General features: G+C 35.3%; 16 protein-coding genes. 4 read left to right on the top strand and 12 right to left on the bottom strand.

Annotated features, from left to right (window positions below; all coding sequences use genetic code 11):
- Window positions 1-227 precede the first annotated feature (227 nt).
- Window positions 228-1553: an ArsB/NhaD family transporter gene (locus tag ACQVV1_RS07690; protein ID WP_242256304.1), complete on the top strand. Its 1326-nt coding sequence runs from the start codon at window positions 228-230 to the stop codon at window positions 1551-1553.
- 148 nt (window positions 1554-1701) lie between these two features.
- Here ACQVV1_RS07690 and ACQVV1_RS07685 read toward each other — a convergent pair whose 3' ends face one another.
- The 5 genes from ACQVV1_RS07685 to ACQVV1_RS07665 form a co-directional block, all read right to left on the bottom strand.
- Complete coding sequence (locus ACQVV1_RS07685; RefSeq protein WP_001047301.1) at window positions 1702-1929, bottom strand: coiled-coil domain-containing protein; 228 nt, start codon at window positions 1927-1929, stop codon at window positions 1702-1704.
- A 251-nt stretch (window positions 1930-2180) separates the two neighbouring features.
- Window positions 2181-2732 (bottom strand): GNAT family N-acetyltransferase, encoded by a 552-nt coding sequence (locus ACQVV1_RS07680; protein WP_000178497.1) that lies wholly within the window; start codon window positions 2730-2732, stop codon window positions 2181-2183.
- 218 nt (window positions 2733-2950) lie between these two features.
- Window positions 2951-3859: an iron-hydroxamate ABC transporter substrate-binding protein gene (locus ACQVV1_RS07675; RefSeq protein WP_431168724.1), complete on the bottom strand. Its 909-nt coding sequence runs from the start codon at window positions 3857-3859 to the stop codon at window positions 2951-2953.
- 21 nt (window positions 3860-3880) lie between these two features.
- Entirely contained in the window at window positions 3881-4897 is a 1017-nt protein-coding gene (locus ACQVV1_RS07670) for a FecCD family ABC transporter permease (protein WP_242256308.1), read from the bottom strand.
- On the bottom strand, window positions 4898-5932 hold the full coding sequence (locus tag ACQVV1_RS07665) for a FecCD family ABC transporter permease (RefSeq protein ID WP_431168723.1): 1035 nt from the start codon (window positions 5930-5932) through the stop codon (window positions 4898-4900).
- A 275-nt stretch (window positions 5933-6207) separates the two neighbouring features.
- Here ACQVV1_RS07665 and ACQVV1_RS07660 point away from each other — a divergent pair, with 275 nt between their 5' ends.
- On the top strand, window positions 6208-6972 hold the full coding sequence (locus tag ACQVV1_RS07660) for a DUF817 domain-containing protein (RefSeq protein WP_242256313.1): 765 nt from the start codon (window positions 6208-6210) through the stop codon (window positions 6970-6972).
- Between the two features lie 134 nt (window positions 6973-7106).
- Here ACQVV1_RS07660 and ACQVV1_RS07655 read toward each other — a convergent pair whose 3' ends face one another.
- Both ACQVV1_RS07655 and ACQVV1_RS07650 read right to left on the bottom strand, forming a co-directional pair.
- A complete protein-coding gene (locus tag ACQVV1_RS07655; protein WP_431168722.1) occupies window positions 7107-8144 on the bottom strand; it encodes a DUF4003 domain-containing protein in 1038 nt (345 codons plus the stop codon).
- Window positions 8145-8362: 218 nt separating this feature from the next.
- Window positions 8363-8818 (bottom strand): DinB family protein, encoded by a 456-nt coding sequence (locus ACQVV1_RS07650; protein WP_431168721.1) that lies wholly within the window; start codon window positions 8816-8818, stop codon window positions 8363-8365.
- Between the two features lie 205 nt (window positions 8819-9023).
- Here ACQVV1_RS07650 and ACQVV1_RS07645 point away from each other — a divergent pair, with 205 nt between their 5' ends.
- A complete protein-coding gene (locus ACQVV1_RS07645) occupies window positions 9024-9512 on the top strand; it encodes a DinB family protein (RefSeq protein ID WP_242256316.1) in 489 nt (162 codons plus the stop codon).
- Window positions 9513-9608: 96 nt separating this feature from the next.
- Here the strand turns inward: ACQVV1_RS07645 and ACQVV1_RS07640 are convergent, their stop codons facing one another.
- The 3 genes from ACQVV1_RS07640 to ACQVV1_RS07630 form a co-directional block, all read right to left on the bottom strand.
- A complete protein-coding gene (locus tag ACQVV1_RS07640) occupies window positions 9609-10085 on the bottom strand; it encodes a DUF2690 domain-containing protein (protein ID WP_242256317.1) in 477 nt (158 codons plus the stop codon).
- Window positions 10086-10102: 17 nt separating this feature from the next.
- Window positions 10103-10615 carry a YjfA family protein gene (locus ACQVV1_RS07635; RefSeq protein ID WP_431168720.1) on the bottom strand — a complete coding sequence of 171 codons (513 nt, stop codon included), beginning with the start codon at window positions 10613-10615 and terminating at the stop codon, window positions 10103-10105.
- A gap of 302 nt (window positions 10616-10917) precedes the next feature.
- Window positions 10918-11811 (bottom strand): LysR family transcriptional regulator, encoded by an 894-nt coding sequence (locus ACQVV1_RS07630; RefSeq protein WP_242255292.1) that lies wholly within the window; start codon window positions 11809-11811, stop codon window positions 10918-10920.
- Window positions 11812-11934: 123 nt separating this feature from the next.
- Here ACQVV1_RS07630 and ACQVV1_RS07625 point away from each other — a divergent pair, with 123 nt between their 5' ends.
- Complete coding sequence (locus ACQVV1_RS07625; RefSeq protein WP_242255290.1) at window positions 11935-12900, top strand: quinone oxidoreductase family protein; 966 nt, start codon at window positions 11935-11937, stop codon at window positions 12898-12900.
- 108 nt (window positions 12901-13008) lie between these two features.
- Here ACQVV1_RS07625 and ACQVV1_RS07620 read toward each other — a convergent pair whose 3' ends face one another.
- Both ACQVV1_RS07620 and ACQVV1_RS07615 read right to left on the bottom strand, forming a co-directional pair.
- Entirely contained in the window at window positions 13009-13266 is a 258-nt protein-coding gene (locus ACQVV1_RS07620) for a hypothetical protein (RefSeq protein WP_000905817.1), read from the bottom strand.
- A gap of 302 nt (window positions 13267-13568) precedes the next feature.
- The gene (locus tag ACQVV1_RS07615) at window positions 13569-14264 is read right to left on the bottom strand and encodes a hypothetical protein (RefSeq protein WP_309259169.1); all 696 of its coding nucleotides are present in this window, start codon (window positions 14262-14264) and stop codon (window positions 13569-13571) included.
- Between the last annotated feature and the right edge of the window lie 149 nt (window positions 14265-14413).

Genomic DNA, 14413 nt, shown 5'->3' with positions numbered 1-14413 from the left:
TAATGTAAATTGCTATCTCTATATTAGAGGACAACTCTCACTTTTCCTAATAATTTGCACTGTGTTTCTTTATTTTTTTATATCATATGTAAAAAACACATTTTTTCCTTCACTTTGTTAAATAGTTTTCTTTCTTTTTTGAATTTGCTACAATATATTTTATCCCGTATTCATATAGCGAGATACATTTCGACAATTGAATACATACTTTAAAGAAGGTGACATGATTGGAACAATCAGCACATGAAGTAGCAAATTGGCAATATTATTTTGCAATTGCCGTATTTTTAGTCACGTACGGATTTATTATTTCTGAGAAATTGAATCGTGCTGTAATTGCACTATTCGGTGCTGCTATTATGATTATTTTTGGAATTGTAGACTTACATACTGCTTTCACATCACATATTCAATGGGAAACGATCACCCTTTTAATTGGGATGATGATTCTCGTACATATTACGAGCCAATCGGGCGTATTTGAATTTGTGGCCATTAAAGCAGCGAAGGCAGCTGGCGGAAAACCAATCCGCATTTTATTATTACTATCCTTATTAACTGCTGTCGGATCAGCATTTTTGGACAATGTAACAACCGTTTTACTAATCGTACCTGTTACACTATCCATTACACGTATTTTAAAAGTAAACCCTGTTCCTTATTTGATTTCAGAAGTGCTTTTTTCAAATATAGGCGGAACAGCAACATTAATCGGTGATCCACCTAACATAATGATCGGATCGGCAAATAAGCATTTAGATTTTAATGCCTTTTTACTAAACTTAGCTCCAATCGTAATTATTATTTCTATCGTTACACTTGGCATTATTTACTTCCTGTATCGCAACAAACTAAAAACAACAACTGAACAAATTAAAATATTAATGGAATTAAACGAAAAAGATTATATTAAAGATCAAAGCCTCCTTTTAAAATCCATTTCGATTTTAGGACTAACTATTTTAGGCTTTGTATTTCATTCCATTATTCATGTAGACGCTGCGGTAATTGCAATGACAGGCGCTACACTTCTTATGCTAATCGGAGTAAAAGAACATGATATTGAAGATGTATTTGCTCACGTTGAATGGGTAACCATTTTCTTCTTCGCCGGACTATTCGTTCTCGTTGGCGGGTTAATTGATATTGGGCTTATTTCTTCACTCGCAAAAGAAGTACTCGACGTAACAAATGGCGATATCGGTTTCGCTGCGGTACTTATTTTATGGGTATCTGGCATCGCATCTGCAACAATTGACAACATCCCATTTGTCGCAACGATGATCCCGCTTATTCAAGATTTAGCTACAGGGCTCGGACTATCTGTCGATTCCCCGCAAATCGAAGTACTATGGTGGGCGTTATCACTTGGAGCTTGCTTAGGAGGAAACGGAACATTGATTGGAGCATCAGCAAACGTAGTCGTTGCTGGTATTGCGAAACGTGAAGGACATGCTTTCTCTTATATGGACTTCTTAAAAATTGGTTTTCCGTTAACAATTATTGCATTATTGTTATCACACGCTTATATATATTTACGTTATTTAATGTAAATGTTATGGTGTGTGAAATTATATCGACGGTTTTTAAAATATATCAACGATTTTCTAAATATATCGACGGTTCGACAGAGAATATCGACTTACCGACAAATAACGACACTAAAAAAGGTATGCAGCGTTAAACTGCATACCTTTTTTATCACCAAAATATACCTATAATTGCTAACCCACCTAAAATCATACCACCAATTTGTCCAATGATTGCTGGTGATAGTTGAACACCCTTTCGCACTTCAACAACCGGTCTTTCGTGCCTTAGTTGCTGCACTTCACTTTGAAGTTGATGTACACTTCCGTGCAATTCTTTAATTAGCTCTTTTAATTCAGCGACCTCTTCATTTACTGGTTTTGCTTTTTCTAAATTCATTTTGCATAGCTCCTTATAAAGTGAAACTTTAATCAGTGGGGGTTTTGTTCATCCCCCACTGATTATTAGTTGAACCAATCGGACGTTTACGGACAGCCCGACTCCCACCTAACTTCTTTGCTCCAACTGAATTTTAAGGTGGGAGTTTTACTGCCCGTTAACGCGGGATAAATTCAATCAGTACACTGTAAATTTTCGCCAATTATCATTATATCTCCTGCATACTACATATATAATTTAGAATGTACTTTCTAACCTTGCAGCTCTATCCATTCATCCCGCAATATCCCCATAATGATACGATCAAAACACTTCCCATCTCTTTGCACTGCTTCTCTCATACAGCCTTCTATCTGAAAACCCATCTTTTTATACAACTCAATAGCAGCTTTATTATAAGAAATAACATCAAGACCAACGCGGTGTAAATTCAATTCATAGAAAGCATATTTTAAGATAAGATGGATTGCTTCTCTTCCATATCCCTTCCCTCTATCATTTGCATCTCCTATACCAATGGCTAATAAACCCGTTCTGTTATTCCACTCTATGCCATGAATTGCCACAAAACCAATTAAGCGATCATCTTGAACTGTCCTCAACATGAAAGATACACTATTCGATCTCCGTCCCTTTAATAGCCCATCACTTACTATTTCTTGTAACGATTGTGGAAACGCTACATCTGTATCGACATTTCTTAAATACTCACTATCTTCTTGCCACATAGCCATTACTTTAGCATCTGATTCTCTAATAGCGGATAATTTAACAGTTTTATTTTGAAAAAGATTCATCGTCATTTCAAATTCCCCCTTTTTTAATAACGGGGACACTTATTTTAGTCTATTTATCCCCTTGTTCCATAAACTGTTTTATAAACGGGATACTTACAATAAGCGCTGACATTGGCACATCTCCTCTACATTAAATTAAATTCATTGTATAATTTTTTATTTATTCTAACAATAACAAAAAGGCCCTCCAAATTCAGAGGGCCTTTCCTAATAGCAAAACTCTATTATTTCGTAAACATTTTCTCCGCTTCATCCATTGCCATTTTGTTACCTAAAGCAGAATAGTCAAGCCATGGTTGGTCATTGATAATGTATACGTGCTTGCCTTTAACAGCTTTTAAGTCTTGCCAAATTGGTGTTTCTTGAAGTTGCTTAAATGCAGCTTTTGCCTTATCGTCTCTGTTTACAACAACGAAAATCGCATCTGCATCAAAGTCAGGTAATACTTCTTGTGAAATGACTTCGAAAGGACGGTTTCCATCGATTTTCTCTACACCATTTGCAGGTTGTAATCCTAAGTCTTGGAATAAAATTGGTCCCATCGGTCTTTTCGTGCTAAATACTCTTAATTCTTTTGCAGTAACACGAATTGCCATTACTTTTTTGTTATTACCTAACTCTTTATCTATTAAACTTTTTACTCGTTTTGATTGCTCTTCGTAATCTTGAATATATTTATCCGCTTCTTTCTCACGGTTTACAAGTTTACCAACTTGTTTTAAATGGTCTCTCCACGTACCTTCATCTAAATTGAAAGAATGTGTTTTTGCAATTTTTTCGTATTTCGCTAAATCTTTGCCAGCGTATTTTTCATCCACATAAATTTCAGATGGTTTTAACTGAAGTAATGCTTCCATATTCGGATCTGTTACAACACCAAGTTTCTTCGTATCTTTCAGCTGTTCTTTTGCGTGCGGTAAGAAATCTTTTAAATCTCCACCAATTACAGAACCTACTGGTGTAATTCCTAATGCAAGTAAATTATTCGTTAAGTGAATAGACATAGAAGCGATTTTTGGATCATTACTTTTTTCCGTTTTTTTCGTTGCCTCTTCATTAGATTTCGTTTGACCGCATGCTGCTAATACAAAAATACACATAATGCTAAATAAAATAGTAAGTTTCTTTTTCATATGCTCTCCTCTTTGAAGTATTTATTTTGTTTTTGTAAGTAAATAAAGAAAATAAGGTGCTCCTAAAGCCGCCACTACTACACCAGCTGGAATAGAGTTTGGCTCAAATATAGAACGACCTATCGTATCTGCTAGTACTAAAATAATCATGCCGATAATGCCAGCTAGCGGAAGGAAATGTTGATAGGTAGTGCCTACTAACTTTCTTGCGATATGCGGGGCAACTAAACCGATAAAACCAATCCCTCCTGCCATCGATACACTTGCGCACGATAATCCAACCGCTGTAGCTAAAAGTAGCAACCGTTCTTTTTGAACAGAAACACCAAGTCCTGCTGCTACACTATCACCTAATGACAGTGCATTTAATGTTTTAGATTTTAGCCACGCATACGGGGTTAGTATGAAAATCCAAGGTAATAATGCTAGAACATGAATCCAATCCCTTCCCCACACGTTACCAACGAGCCATTTAGAAGCGAATATATACGTCTCATCATTTAACTTGAGAGAGAAAAATAACGAAATCGCACTAAATCCAGCTGAAACAGCAATACCAACGAGAATAAGTCTAATGGGAAGTAAACCTTTTGATCGATCACTCGCAAGTAAAATAATTAAAAATGCAGCTAACACTCCCCCGCCAAATGTAAATAACGGTATTAAAATCGATGCATTCTCATTAATAGAATGAAAGAAAGTAACGAATAGAATTAGCCCAAAAGATGCACCTGCATGCAGTCCAAGAATACCAGGATCTGCAAGTGCATTACGTGATAACCCTTGCAAAATCGCACCGGAAACTCCAAGGCCAATACCAGCTAACATTGTGATTATAATTCTTGGCATACGATAATCGTATAGCACGGTTGCACTTTCAAAATCACCATAACCGAAAAGCGTTTGAATTACTTTAAGTGGCGCTATACTCAATGTTCCTGTATTTAAACTAATTAAAATGACAGCGATACCAACACAACCGAAAATTGTAGTTACAGTAATAGCTCTCTTCTTATCTGTGTTCAAAAGATCCTTCACTTATAGTTCCCTCCCAACTTTACGTGCTATATAGAGGAAGAACGGAACTCCAACAAGAGCTACCATAATTCCTATCGCAAGTTCTTTAGGAGGATTTACTGTTCTTGCCCCTAAGTCAGCTAAAACTAATAACATAGCTCCTAAAAATGCTGACATAGGAATAATGAGTCTATAATTAACACCAACTAATTTTCTAGCAATGTGCGGGATAACGAGTCCTACAAATCCAATAGAGCCAACAGCTGAAACAGATACGCCTGCAAGAATGACTACTGTAATTATCCCTAGTATTCTCGTACGGTTCGTTTTTACTCCTAAATTCGTAGCAACATCATCCCCCATTGATATGAGTGAAATAGACCGCCCTAACACTGTCGCAAAAACAATCGTTATAAGAATAATAGGAACTAAAAATTTCAAGTGTTCCCACTTAACCCCTGCAACACCACCAGCGTACCAAAACGCTAAATCTTGACTTAAGTCATAATAAATTGCAACACCTGAACTTAACGAATGTAAAAGTGCTGCCATAACTGCCCCAGCGATCGTTAACCTCATCGGTGTTAATCCGCCTGATGTTGCTAATCCGATAATAAAAATGAGTACTGTACTTAAAACTGCTCCAATAAAGGAAACAACCATCAAATAGGAATACGGCATATGCGGGAAAAAGGCAAAACTAAGTGCTACTACAAACATCGCACCTGCATTTATGCCAAGCACACCTGCATCAGCTAAAGGATTTCGTGTTACTCCTTGCATAACAGCCCCAGCGACCGCAAAAGCCGCTCCTACAACTGCTGCGCCAATTACCCTTGGGAGCCTTAATTCGTAAATGATTTGATGCTGCGTTAATTTCGGATTGTAATCAAAAACCGCTGTCCACACCGTTTGCAAATGGATATCCTTTGCACCGAATGCAACGGCCAAAAAAATCGATCCAATTAAACATAAAATTGTTAAGCTCATGAAACATATAAACTTAAAATGTATCCAGCGATTATTGCCAGTAAGTATAGTAGACTTATGTAACATGTGTCATTTCATCCTTTATATTCAGTTGTTTTTTATAATTATTTTTTATTTATAATTAATATTGATAATAATTATCATTTTCATTTAGATATTATATCCCCACTTTTTTTAAATAGCAAACTATTTTTTACTTTGTTACATATTAAAATACTTATTACAATTCCCTTCCAAAACTTACAAATACACGCAAAATAGACTACTAGCTTATTTTTAAAATTGTAGTATACTTAGTCATTATTTTGAGTTTTCTAACAAAAAATATCGAAGGAGACACAATGTTCTATATAAAACAACTACTACATTTCACTTACGAGCAAGCATTATCTTGCTTATTCCCAGTCGTCATTTTTTTAACACTAGCCCTTTCAAAAATCGTTTCTATCCCAGGGTTATATCGCTATGATTTCATACTCATCGTATGTCTTCTTATGCAGTTGTTTATGTATAAGACTGGACTTGAGACGAAAGACGAATTAAAAGTAATTACTGTCTTCCACCTCATCGGCCTTTTACTAGAAATATATAAAGTACATTTCGGTTCATGGAGTTATCCGGAAGAGGCATATTCAAAAGTGTTTGGAGTTCCACTTTACAGCGGGTTTATGTATGCAAGTGTCGCGAGTTACATATGCCAAGCGTGGAGAAGAATGCATTTACAAATGTACCATTGGCCGAAAGCTATTTTTGCAATACCTCTAGGAGCAATGATTTACTTCAATTTTTTCACACATCATTTTCTATATGACTTTAGATGGGCATTAACATTACTTCTATTCATCGTTTTCTTTCGGACATTTGTGGAGTTTTCATTACAAGATGTTACATATAAAATGCCGCTCGTTCTCTCCTTTTTCCTTATCGGATTCTTTATTTGGATTGCAGAAAACATCGCAACATTTTTCGGAGCATGGCAATATCCAAATCAACGGGAAGCATGGAATCTCGTTCACTTAAGCAAAATTAGTTCATGGTTTTTACTGGTTGTTATTAGCATTATGATTGTTACACAACTTAAACATTTGAAGGAGTCGAAAAGATAATGCTGATTATGTAAAAAAGTTAGCACATCACTCATTAGAGAGTGATGTGCCTTTTTTAATAATATTTTTTAAACCGCCCTCATCAAAAGAGTTATAAATTCATCATAATTTACAAGTGCATAAGCAGTTGCACATTATGAACTACTACTAGCGGAGGAGGTTGCTACAGATGAAGCGGCAATCGTTGCCATCATAGCTGCCTGTTGTGCCTGTATGAGGACTTCTATCATTGTTTGTAAGCCTGTGTTGGTAGCTTTACTTTCCTCACTTTTCTGACTTACAAACAGTTGAATAGCAATAAGAATATTGGTATCTGTATGCCAACGGAACAATTTCTCCCCCTGCAATTTTTCAATCAATGCTTTAATAGAATGAATCTCTTTTTCTCCATCCTCAAGTAACGCTAGTAGCCCGATAGCGGGATAATGCATCTGTTTCACTTTTACCTTTTCTCGCTTTAATAACTTCCATATGTTTGTGCATGTTGCAACTAACATTTCTTCACGGACATCCTTCTTTAGTGAAAGAATATGACTTAGAAATTGAAGATCATTCCCTTTACGCAAACCAGCTGCCGCTAGTTTCTGATAAAGACGTTCCACTCGGTCCATAAGTGCTTCTACATGCTCTGATTGCCCTGCTAGTAAAACCGCGAGCGGATAATCATTTGTACCTGTAAGAAAAAGATGATCCTCTTTCATTCGTTTATATACTTGCATCGAACGCTGAATGTGCGTGCCATACTGTTCATTATCTTCTGTTAAAAGCACAGCTGCTGCAAGATAAGTAAATATACTCCGACTAAAACCACCAGCGACCAATTGTTCATATAAATCTAAAAAGTTTCGAAAAGCTTTCTTGTAATCTGTAAAGTGTATATCTAATGTTGCGGCCACCACAAAGCGATGATAAGACTTTAAGTATGAAAACATTCCTACCTGATTCTTAATATAACTACTAATTTCTAAAAAACGTCCGAGATCAAATAATTTATCACTGCTTGCATACATAGCAGCAATCATCATTCCTGTTCGAGAATCACTCGTTTTCCATTTTAGTTCTTCCTTTAACTGTGCATATGTATGTGTGTATTGCTCCAACTTTTGTTCCAATGTAATCATAGTATTCACCCCTATTTCTAGTTCTTCTCTTTTATTATACGTATATTCCATATTTAGGAATACTATAATTAATAATCACACCATAAAAATAATAAAATTTCTTTATCCCTATATATTAGTTTTTTCTCCTTCTTCATCAGCATCACGATGATAACCCCTAATCCTTCAAGAAGTTATACAAAAAAGGTAGATAATAATTTATCTACCTTTTTTGTATATATATTATTTAACCATACATCTGTCATTTTTCTTGTTATATGCAATTCAAACTAAAGAGCCTTAATAATACGTTCCATCGCCTTCATTTGCCCAATATGATCTGCTTCATGATAAAGCATCATACCGTAAAGCTCACCAACTGTTTCCAATCCTAGGAATGGATCTGGAAGTTTGTTTTCAAATGCTTCTGCTGGAATTTCGTTAATACGTTTTGCTTGTTCTTTTAATTGGGCCGTTAACACTTCTAATGATGGTCCTTCTGTTGTCCATTTAGATGGTCTTGATCCATATCCAAACATACCTGGATATTCCGTTGGTAATTGTTTAAACTCTCTTCCAAACATAAAAGTTTCTGCTGCTGTTAACACGTGACCAATATGCCAACGAATTGTATTGTTAAAGCCTTCTGGCTGCGTATCCACAGTTTTATCGTCTAGCGTCTCCATAAATTTAAGCAATTCCCCACGCGTTATTTCAAATTGTTTTAAACCAACTAGTCTATTCATTTTATCGCTCCCCTTTTTTATGTACAATTTATTATGAGCTAAGAGTGTTCAACTTATTAAAGTTTCACCTTGTATAATCTATCAGAAACAATTAAAAAATACATCTAATATGCTTAGTAAAAATAATAACAAAGGTTCACTCCTCATAAATATAGAATTACTTACTACACAAATGGTTTAGTAAATAAAAGAGGAGTGTAATTGCATGTTAGATATTTTAAAACAACAATATAATCTTATTAGCTCTACAAGAGAAACTCTATTTTCATTTTTGGAAGAAATCCCACTAGAAAAATTACATAGCACTATTCCGAATTTCGGAAGCGGTAGCATAATAAAGACGCATCTTCATGTAGCCGATTGCTACCGATACTGGCTTGGATCATTCGCATTTAAGCAAAAACGAGCAGATTTTTCATTCGCTAGTGATTATGAAATTGAGCATGCAGATATCGAGAAAGTTCGTGCTAGGTTTAAGTTAGTCGATGAGGTTGTACAACGTTTTTTAGATGAATACAATGACCGTTTGCTTGAAAATATAGCAAATGAAGTGAAATGGCAAAAAGAACCTTGGAGCACAACCCCACTATGGCTTTTAACTCATACGGAGACTCATGAGTTTCATCATAAAGGACAAATTGTATCTATGGCTCGTCACCTTGGATACACTCCCCCTGATACAGATCTTATTTAATTCGATTTTTCTAAACTCCCAAAAAATCGAGCATGTTTTGAAAACCTATCAAAACATGCTCTTAAAATATTCTACCTTACAATCTCTATATCCTCATCAATACCAAATAGTCTCAGCATAATTATATGCATCACTATTTGGAATGGCATGTTTCCCCTGCGCTTGCGCCTTTCTTGGATCTAAATCATATACCATTGGCGTATAGCATGATGTTTGCCCTTTATTCACAACACCATTCCCTCCAGCACTCCCGCAAGTATATGCTTTTCCATCGGTTTTTCTGACTATCCTTGCATCAGCTTCGTTATTATAAACTGCCGGGCGGGTTACAGTAACTTTTGCCCATGCTGTCTTACACGTCGTGCTAAATTTTAATTCCACATAAGAATTTGAATCAATCCACTTCTTCTCTTTCGTTACTGCTGATTGATCACAACTATTGTAATACGGACTTTTCCCATCATACGTATGGTCTTCCGCATATGCTTTATTATTATTGGTCGTACTAAACACACTAGTTACAACGAGCAACGCCAGACAAAGACATGCACTTACTTTTTTTAAAAGTTTCATAGAATTCCACTCCTTTATTAATAACGTCCAGTTTTCCCATAACCATTATTAAACGTAACCGCTTCAGCATCTGCTGTGTATCCGAAATCAGCAGTTAAGTCAAATACCATTCCTGTATACGTGCTCGTTTGACCTGTTTTTATTGTGCCATTCCCCTGATTTGAAGTGACTGATTTTTGGAATACACCATTTTTATATTTATTTACAACAGCGTACGCGTACACTCCTCCCGAAACAGCAGGTGCTGGTTGATCTAAAACAAACTTTGCCCATGCTGCATGACATTTATTACTGTAACGTAAATACACTGTTCCTACTTTTTTGCTACCTTCATACACCGCTGTAGACTTTGCATTAAATCCATCTGCATCACATGTTGCACTACCCCCATACACTTTCGTTATAGCCGGATTTTTCCCGTCATAATAACTACTAAGATCGGTAGCTGCAAATGTACTTTCTTGAAAACTAAATAATACCCCTACACTCGCTACACTTAACACACATACTTTCATGAACCTTTTAAACATTTCCAATCTCCTCCCTCAAAATAAATACGTATGATAAAGACAATCTATCCCCTATGTACGCCCCTCCTTTCATGCTTCCTAGAGGCATCTTACAGAAACAAAAAAATGTTGTAAATTCCCTTATGATTATTGGAATATACGAAGAAATTTACTTATCCTTTTAAGAAAAAAAGTTGAGAAATACACATTTTATAGCATCCTTTATTTCAAACATAAAAGAACCGATACTTGTTACATGCAAGCATCGGTTCTTTATACAAAATTGCTATTTTTTCTTTTATAGAAAACAAATATTTCTCCACTTAATCCGTTGTAAAAAACTCTCTTGTTACATCAATAAATTGCTGCAGTGGCACTGTCATCCATTTGTCTTTATGCCAAGCGATTTGCGTATAAATCGGAGGAATTGTTTCTTTTAAAACTAACTCCTTTATCGCCCCTTCTCGCATATCTTTTTCTACTACTATAGCTGGTAACACAGCAACACCTAAATCTGCAATGACGCATTGTTTAATTGCCTCGACACTAACAAACTCAATCTTATTTGCTGGATATATGTCTTTCGCACGAAATAACTCCTCAAATAAAGTCCGATATGAGCACCCTAGTTCTGTTAATAAAAGTGTTTCCTTCTCTAAATCTTTTATAGAAACGGAAGTTTGCTGGAGTAAATGATGCTCTGGAGCAGCTACTACTTTTAATTCTTCTTTCATAAGAGGCTCCACATGTAAAGCATCTTCTGTTTTACATTCATCCAAAATAAATGCAAGATCGACTTTTCCCTCCATCAATTGTTCCTTCGCATCTTTATTAGAATGTGCTGGTTTAAATATAAGTTTTATTTGAGGAAATTGTGCTTTAAATCTCTTTAATATAGATGGAAGCCTATATGTACACTGACTTTCTTGTGCACCAATCGTTAACGTACCAGCTATTTCTTCATCATCTTTCACAGCCATTTTCGCTTCGTTACTAAGTCCAATCATCTTATCAGCATATAATTGAAACTTCCTCCCTGCTTCAGTTAAGAAAAGACGTTTTCCTAATCTTTCAAATAACGGCGTACCTAGCTCAGCTTCTAACGTTTTAATTTGCGCCGTTACGCTCGATTGAGCAAAGTTTAATTTCTTCGCAGTTTGTGTAAAGTTCAAAGTATCCGCGGCTATTTTAAAGGTAATTAATTGTTTTATCTCCATTTATCATCCCTCTTTTCAATCGAAATTTTCGATTGATCTCATCAAAATAATCCTCTTTGTCTATTGATATTTGTATTGTATGATAAAGAGCATCTACAAACAATATAAATGGAGGTATTCCATATGAAAGCACTTTGTTTCGAACAGTTTGGAAGTCCATATGTACTACAATATAAAGAAATACATGATCCAATCATAAACCCAAATGAAATTCTTGTACGTACGAAAGCAATCGGATTAAACTTCGCTGATATTTACAGACGCCGCGGCTATTATCATCTCGCTGGAAACCCGCCTTATATTTTAGGTTATGAAGGGGCTGGTATTGTTGAAAAAGTAGGAGCTGACGTTACTACTATCAACTCTGGAGACCGTATTGCATTTGCTGATGTCCCATTTGCAAATGCAGAATTAGTTGCTGTTCCAGCAGAAAAAGTAATCCCTCTTCCAGATTCAATTTCTTTTGAAACAGCTGCTTCTGTCTTATTACAAGGTCTAACAGCACATTATTTAACAAAAGATAGCTATCAAATAAATCAAGGTGATACAGCTTTAGTACATGCTGCCGCTGGCGGCGTTGGTCAACTTCTTATTCAAATGATTAAACTACAGGGTGGAACAGTAATCGGCCTAACTTCATCAAACGAAAAAGGAAAAGTAGCCACATTAACTGGTGCCGATCACGTATTTTTATATACTGAAAAATGGCATTCAAAAGTACTTGAAATAACAAACGGCACTGGAGTAAATGTTGTATATGAATCAGTAGGCTCTACACTTGAGGAAAGTTTTAACGCTACTAAAGTTGGTGGTACTGTCGTATTTTTCGGAATGGCTGGCGGTAATCCTGCGCCTGTAGATCCACGTATGCTTATGGATACTTCAAAAACTTTAACTGGCGGAGACCTTTGGAACATACTTACTACCTTTGAAGAACGTAAGCAACGCTCTACTCAATTATTCGATTGGATCGCTACTGGAAAATTAAACATTACAAGTCCTACTACATTCTCTTTACAAGACGGTGCTCGCGCTCATGAATTATTAGAGAGCAGAAAAAGTACAGGGAAAATTTTATTAATCCCTTAGTCGTTCCAATTTAAAAAGGAAGCAAGATTTTATTTCTTTGCTTCCTTTTTTCATTTTATTAATGTTCACTTTCGCTTCTTCCCAATAACCCTGTTATTTATATTCTTTCTATACTTCTTTTTCTAGACCGCTCATTTTTAAGTTCATAAAATAAACGAATCTAAATATTAAAGGAAAAAACAAACCTCCAAATATGAGCGACTCAATAAATACAGTATCAATAAAAGAAAAAATCCCAAAGAATATCATTCCAAAAAAATAAAATACAACTGCATTCCAATAAATAAAACGTGGAAATTTAGTTTGGAACGAATCACCTTTTTTACACGGTTTTCCAAATAAAAAATGAACTAATTTAATCAACATAATCACTTCTCCATATAATTGTTAATATTCTTTTCCTCTTAGAACTGAACATAAATAACATAATATATATCATTTCGTTTGAATTTTCCGACACGAAAGTTATTAACTATGCCGAACACAGTCTGACTTTTACTCATGTCCAAAACCTCATATACAGTAGAACCCCCTCCTATATATCGTTAGACTTTCTCGTCCATGACCTAAAAAAAGGGTTTTATATTATCACTTACTCTTCGACTCAAAAATTAATTAAATAAATTGAAAACATTATACAGTTGTTTCGCAAAGGCAACGATATATTTTTATTTAAATACAAATCGTCTATTGCCATTATCATGGTGCAATTCAAACATTACTGGATTACTAACAAATCGTTTTAACAAAACGTATGCCTCATGATCAGTTATTTCATTAGGAATATTAATTCCACTAAATGACGTTGAGGAAATTAATGTATGAAAATCATATTTGAACTCATAGTCTCCAATATACGCAAGCGCCAATTTCCCTTTCCATTCAATTTGATACGTCTTCCCTTCTAATCTAGTGAACTTAATATCATGAAAGGCTGACGCATCATGTCCAAGTAAATAAACATCAAATGCCGTTAACTCTAAATCTAAGTTCTTCTGTTCATCTTCGGATAAAAAATCAATTGCAAATTCCTTCCCATTTAGCATATCCAAGTCAAATGGTACCTCATCACTTCCTACACGAAATCCTTTAAAATCCCATTCTTCTGATGACAAGGTGCAACTATGGAAGTTGTTCCATACAATCTTCGCATGCCAATCATCTTCGTTTTCTTCATCTTCTTCGTCTTCTTCATCCAAATCTTCCTCATCATAATCCGCAGTCTCTAAATGTAAATCAAAATACAAACCAGCTATACCATTTAACTCTTCTTCCTCTGCATATTTAAAATGTGCACTCCACTTAAAATTAACAATTCGATGACCATTAGGCCACGGATTGTCCACAAAATATATTCGATCCATATTCACACGTTCCTTACTTTGTTTTAGTTCTTGTAAACTTACTTAAATTTCGAGATGTAAGACTATACCACTATCCATCCAATATATTACAAGACGATTCTTTGTTCCTAAGATGCTACTAAATACCTACCTCTTACTATATCATCACA

Source organism: Bacillus basilensis (genome assembly GCF_050630465.1).
Lineage (GTDB): Bacteria > Bacillota > Bacilli > Bacillales > Bacillaceae_G > Bacillus_A > Bacillus_A basilensis.
This window is presented reverse-complemented; position numbering and strand designations above follow the sequence as displayed.

What these genes read in the sequence shown, in the direction of transcription:
- ACQVV1_RS07630 (WP_242255292.1), bottom strand. Translation starts at nt 11,811, where the DNA reads ATGGAGATAAAACAATTAATTACCTTTAAAATAGCCGCGGATACTTTG.
- ACQVV1_RS07635 (WP_431168720.1), bottom strand. Translation starts at nt 10,615, where the DNA reads ATGTTTAAAAGGTTCATGAAAGTATGTGTGTTAAGTGTAGCGAGTGTA.
- ACQVV1_RS07680 (WP_000178497.1), bottom strand. Translation starts at nt 2,732, where the DNA reads ATGACGATGAATCTTTTTCAAAATAAAACTGTTAAATTATCCGCTATT.
- ACQVV1_RS07675 (WP_431168724.1), bottom strand. Translation starts at nt 3,859, where the DNA reads ATGAAAAAGAAACTTACTATTTTATTTAGCATTATGTGTATTTTTGTA.
- ACQVV1_RS07640 (WP_242256317.1), bottom strand. Translation starts at nt 10,085, where the DNA reads ATGAAACTTTTAAAAAAAGTAAGTGCATGTCTTTGTCTGGCGTTGCTC.
- ACQVV1_RS07620 (WP_000905817.1), bottom strand. Translation starts at nt 13,266, where the DNA reads ATGTTGATTAAATTAGTTCATTTTTTATTTGGAAAACCGTGTAAAAAA.
- ACQVV1_RS07655 (WP_431168722.1), bottom strand. Translation starts at nt 8,144, where the DNA reads ATGGAATATACGTATAATAAAAGAGAAGAACTAGAAATAGGGGTGAAT.
- ACQVV1_RS07650 (WP_431168721.1), bottom strand. Translation starts at nt 8,818, where the DNA reads ATGAATAGACTAGTTGGTTTAAAACAATTTGAAATAACGCGTGGGGAA.
- ACQVV1_RS07665 (WP_431168723.1), bottom strand. Translation starts at nt 5,932, where the DNA reads ATGTTACATAAGTCTACTATACTTACTGGCAATAATCGCTGGATACAT.
- ACQVV1_RS07625 (WP_242255290.1), top strand. Translation starts at nt 11,935, where the DNA reads ATGAAAGCACTTTGTTTCGAACAGTTTGGAAGTCCATATGTACTACAA.
- ACQVV1_RS07685 (WP_001047301.1), bottom strand. Translation starts at nt 1,929, where the DNA reads ATGAATTTAGAAAAAGCAAAACCAGTAAATGAAGAGGTCGCTGAATTA.
- ACQVV1_RS07615 (WP_309259169.1), bottom strand. Translation starts at nt 14,264, where the DNA reads ATGGATCGAATATATTTTGTGGACAATCCGTGGCCTAATGGTCATCGA.
- ACQVV1_RS07645 (WP_242256316.1), top strand. Translation starts at nt 9,024, where the DNA reads ATGTTAGATATTTTAAAACAACAATATAATCTTATTAGCTCTACAAGA.
- ACQVV1_RS07660 (WP_242256313.1), top strand. Translation starts at nt 6,208, where the DNA reads ATGTTCTATATAAAACAACTACTACATTTCACTTACGAGCAAGCATTA.